4 protein-coding genes and 1 pseudogene are annotated in these 3,845 nt (G+C 62.8%); 1 reads left to right on the forward strand and 4 read right to left on the reverse strand.

Features of this window, described 5'->3' with window-relative positions:
* Window positions 1-269: 269 nt before the first annotated feature.
* Together HMPREF3086_RS00610 and HMPREF3086_RS00615 are read right to left on the reverse strand one after the other, a co-directional pair.
* Entirely contained in the window at window positions 270-764 is a 495-nt protein-coding gene (locus tag HMPREF3086_RS00610) for a hypothetical protein (RefSeq protein ID WP_146776261.1), read from the reverse strand.
* Window positions 751-1,200 carry an HIT family protein gene (locus tag HMPREF3086_RS00615; RefSeq protein WP_070719699.1) on the reverse strand — a complete coding sequence of 150 codons (450 nt, stop codon included), beginning with the start codon at window positions 1,198-1,200 and terminating at the stop codon, window positions 751-753. The genes HMPREF3086_RS00610 and HMPREF3086_RS00615 overlap by 14 nt, the downstream gene beginning before the upstream one ends.
* A 119-nt stretch (window positions 1,201-1,319) precedes the next feature.
* On the opposite strand from HMPREF3086_RS00615, the pseudogene HMPREF3086_RS00620 reads away from it, so the two are divergent.
* Window positions 1,320-2,100 (forward strand): annotated as a pseudogene (locus HMPREF3086_RS00620) (Dyp-type peroxidase); the annotation flags it as partial.
* Window positions 2,101-2,196: 96 nt separating this feature from the next.
* Here the strand turns inward: HMPREF3086_RS00620 and HMPREF3086_RS19205 are convergent.
* Both HMPREF3086_RS19205 and HMPREF3086_RS00630 read right to left on the reverse strand, forming a co-directional pair.
* Entirely contained in the window at window positions 2,197-2,688 is a 492-nt protein-coding gene (locus tag HMPREF3086_RS19205; RefSeq protein ID WP_239550792.1) for a M23 family metallopeptidase, read from the reverse strand.
* A 537-nt stretch (window positions 2,689-3,225) separates the two neighbouring features.
* Window positions 3,226-3,845, reverse strand: a 620-nt coding sequence (locus tag HMPREF3086_RS00630; RefSeq protein WP_141763934.1) for a cytochrome c oxidase assembly protein, incomplete at its 5' end; no start/stop codon positions are given.

A 3,845-nucleotide genomic window follows, 5' to 3' on the forward strand; every position in this document is an offset into this window, starting at 1 on the left:
TACGCGGCCCGACGGCCAGAGCGCCACTGAAGCCAGACACGGCCGGTAGCTCCGCCTCAGTGGCGGCGCCAGCTGCCGACCACTCAAAAAGAGCTAATGGACAGTTTGAGTATTCGAAGTGGGCGTACTGCCGGGGCGCTTTCAGTCATCATTCAATAGGGAATCAGGAAGGTCCGCCGGACACTGGTTGAGCGCTGCCGACACCCCATAGAAGTGCCTCCGGCCGCGGCCTGGTCGGTTGAATAGGGCGATCGACGGAATAGCGAAGTCTAGTGGACTACACAGGCGATCACCACGCCCACAATGGCTACGGGGAGGTAGAAGGCGCCGACCGACCAGGAGAGCCAAACGCTCGGCCCGGGCAGCATCCGATTAACCCAGCGAGGCATGACCGGTGGCCAGTCTCCTGTCTCCTTTGTTGGAATATTTGAAGGTAGGTCGTCGGGCTGGAGCGAGAAGGTCTCGATGTTGTAGCGCCCGGAGGCAACGGCCTTGTAAAGGCTCCGGAAGCGTTTCTCCTGACGCAGGTAGTTGGCGTCAAGATAGGCGAAGAGCAGAGTCGCGCCGAGGCCGAGCAGAGCAACGGAATCGGCTCTCTGGGTCAGGGCGTACCCGTAGGCGGCAGTGACCACGGGCAAGAGCCACGCTTTGGCGTTGGAGGACGCGGCAGACATGCGTGTGACCACGGACTGAATGAAGTCGAGGTGTTTGCGACGGTCCTCGGGATCGTGCTGAGTTGGCGTCGAGAAATCAGTCATTCTCATGCATCTCTCGACACGCTTGGCGAACGCGATCTTGCATTTGGTCCTTAGCCTGCTCGGTGTAGTCGGTCTCCTCCGGCCAGATTGGTCCCATCGCATCGCTGGCCCAGCGGGGGACAAGATGAACGTGTAGGTGGAAGACAGTCTGTGTCGCCACCTCGCCGTTGGACTGGATGATGTTCAGCCCCTCGGGCTCGACGGCCCCGCGAACGGCAGCCGCGAGGCGAACGGTGGCCCGGGCAAGATGCGCCGACGTCTCCTCGGGCAGGGACCAGATGTCCGGGACATGCCCTCGTGGCACGACCATGGTGTGTCCAAGGACGGCAGGCTCGGTCGGGAAGAAGGCCACGACGTGCTCGTCGCGGTAGACCTCGCGAGCATCGGGATCGTCCCGCTGGACGATCTCGCAGAATGGGCAATCAGGATCGCTTGTATGCATTCTGAACCAGCCCGGGAAGGGAAGCCTTGATGTTCGCATACACCGCTTGGCTATCCCTGCCGATCGGGTTGTATGGCTGGATGTAGTCCGCGATAGTTCCGCCGTTTTTCAGAGAGACCTTGGCGAACCCGCAGATTGACCGTCTCGAGGACAGATGGTCCGGCGGAGACCTGTTGCTTCAGATCTGCGCGGATGACCCACTCACGGTGGCTCACGCCGCCCGCGTCCTGGCCTCCGGTGTCCGTGGTGTCGCCACCCAGCGGTGGGTCCAGCGCGGATTCCGGCGGGCAGTTGGCACCGATCCGTCCGGCCGGACGCAGCGGAATCTGTTTGGCCAGCTTGACGGCACCGTCAACCCCGCCCCCGCCGAATCCGACTTCGAGGCGCTGCTGTTTTCAGACGGCGCGGAACAGCAATGGATGCGTGGGGGGGACGTCGCTGGTGCTGCGCCGCATCCGGATGACGATGAACTCGTGGGAGGAGATCGACCGAAACAGCCGCGAGCTTTCGGTGGGACGAAAACTGGACACGGGTGCTCCGCTCACTGGCACAGACGAGCACGACCCCGCAGACTTCACGGCGATGAACGAGGTCGGTTTGCCCGTCATTCCCGCCGAATCGCATATCGCCCGTGCGCATTCGCGCAACCGAAGCGAGACAATCCTACGTCGACCGTACAACTACGACGACACCCCGCAGCCAGGTGAGATCAGCAACTCCGGACTGCTGTTCGCCGCCTACCAAGCCGATCCGGTACGGCAGTATCTCCCGATCCAGCAACGACTCGCCGAGCAGGACATGCTTAACACCTGGACTGTGCCGATCGGATCAGCTGTCTTCGCCATTCCGCCCGGATGCCAGGAGGGTGGCTATATCGGCCAAGGAGTGATGGAGGGATAACCGTCCGAGGTACTGGCCAATGGCATCGACAGTCGGTTGACAGCCCGAGGCGGCGCACCGCACACGAGGGCGCCAGCTCCTCAGAACAGTTCAGAGCTAGCTCTGAACGGCAAGCGAATTGGTGGAGTACGGGTCGACGCCCTTCTGTCGGAGCCACTCCAGGGGATCCGCTCGATCTCGTCCCTCATTTGTCCAGACCTCGAAGTGCAGGTGAGGCCCGGTGGAAAAACCGCGATTTCCCATTAGGGCGATTGTTTGCCCTGCTTGTACGCGCTGGCCCGTGGACACTAGGACTTCCTCCATGTGTCCATAAACGGTCATCGTGCCCTCATCCGACATGATGCGCACCCAGTTGCCGAATCCTTGCGCTGGCCCGGCATCGATGACCATGCCCTCGCTGGCCGCCAAGATGGGAGTGCCGATGGCGTTGGCGATATCGGCACCGCCGTGGAGTGCCCCCCAGCGCTGGCCGAATCCGGAGGTCAGCGAACCGCTCGTCGGCATCGCTGCCTTCGGACGACGCGCGGTCTCCTCAGTGACCTGTCGGTACGTATCGATGGCCGTGCCGGTCATCAGCGAAGTGACCATGGAGGCGGCACCTTCGTCCGCGGCGTCCTCCCGTGGGGTGATGGGCTCAGGACTGCCAGGAAGTGGCACGGGCGCCTCTGCTTGGTCAGACGCAGTGGGAGGCACCTCGGGCGCGCTCGGACTGATCGTCGATTGGTGAGCGATCAGGTCGATGTGTTCACCGGAGGCGTCTTCATGCGGGGTGGCCAGAGCGCTGCCCGACGAGGTGACCGCCCCTGCAGCAACCGCGACCACGATGACCCGATCGCGGACGGCGGTTGCCTGGGAGGGGCGGCGATGTTCCCCGCGATGCCGAACCGTACCGTCGAGCCCCCAATGGTCGACTGTGAGCGAGTCTCCGTTGCGGCGAGCGCGCCTTCTCTTCACTGCCGCCGTGTCCCCTCTGTCGCTGCGCCGTGATGCTTTCGTGATCTTACCCGTGCGAAGGTAGTCGAGTCGATTCGGCCACTGCAAACCTCGGGGCAAGATGGCTCCCCCGTGCGAGGGTCGTTTGGCTGCTGCCCGCGGGCATGCGGGGCAGCCTCAAGGAGCTCGGCTTCAGTTCGAGCTCGGGCCCTGCTGTAGCACCTTCTCGGAGCGCGGTTCGGCACGCTTGTCCGCCGTGGCGCGGTGGGCACGTTCCCGCGTCTGTCCTCTACTGGAATGCCATCTGCGCCCGAGGGCGAGGAGGACAACCAACAGCATCGCCTCGCCCGCGGCCACGGAGATGCCACCTCCGACTTGCTGATCGCGAAGAAGATCAGGGATCCACGGCAGGTTGAGATCGCTGTACCAAGCCTCGGCGAGGATCGTTTGCGAGTTGATCAGCATAAGCCCGAAAAGGATATGAAACGACATCGAACTCAGGAGTATCAGGAATCTGGTGCGAGGGCTCACAGGTGTGGGTGTTTCATCCACGCCGATGATCACCCAGAAGAACAGGTAACCGCTGACCAGGAAGAATCCGTTCATGAACATATGGCCCAGGTGCTCGGAGATTAGCTCCTCGTACATGCCTCCGAGGTAGAAGAGGTAGAAACCAGCTACGAACTGCGCCCCGACGACGGCCGGGTGGGTGAGAAGCCGGGAGATCGGGTTGTTGATGAATTCGAGCAACCATTCGCGCGGACCGGGCGGATCTGCGGGTGCAGCGGCAGGTAGAGCACGGAGGGCGAGGG

Source organism: Dietzia sp. HMSC21D01 (assembly GCF_001815995.1).
Classification (GTDB): Bacteria; Actinomycetota; Actinomycetes; order Mycobacteriales; family Mycobacteriaceae; genus Dietzia; species Dietzia cinnamea.

Coding starts and splice junctions, on each gene's coding strand:
- HMPREF3086_RS00615 (WP_070719699.1), bottom strand. CDS start 1,200: ATGCATACAAGCGATCCTGATTGCCCATTCTGCGAGATCGTCCAGCGG.
- HMPREF3086_RS00610 (WP_146776261.1), bottom strand. CDS start 764: ATGAGAATGACTGATTTCTCGACGCCAACTCAGCACGATCCCGAGGAC.
- HMPREF3086_RS19205 (WP_239550792.1), bottom strand. CDS start 2,688: ATGGTCACTTCGCTGATGACCGGCACGGCCATCGATACGTACCGACAG.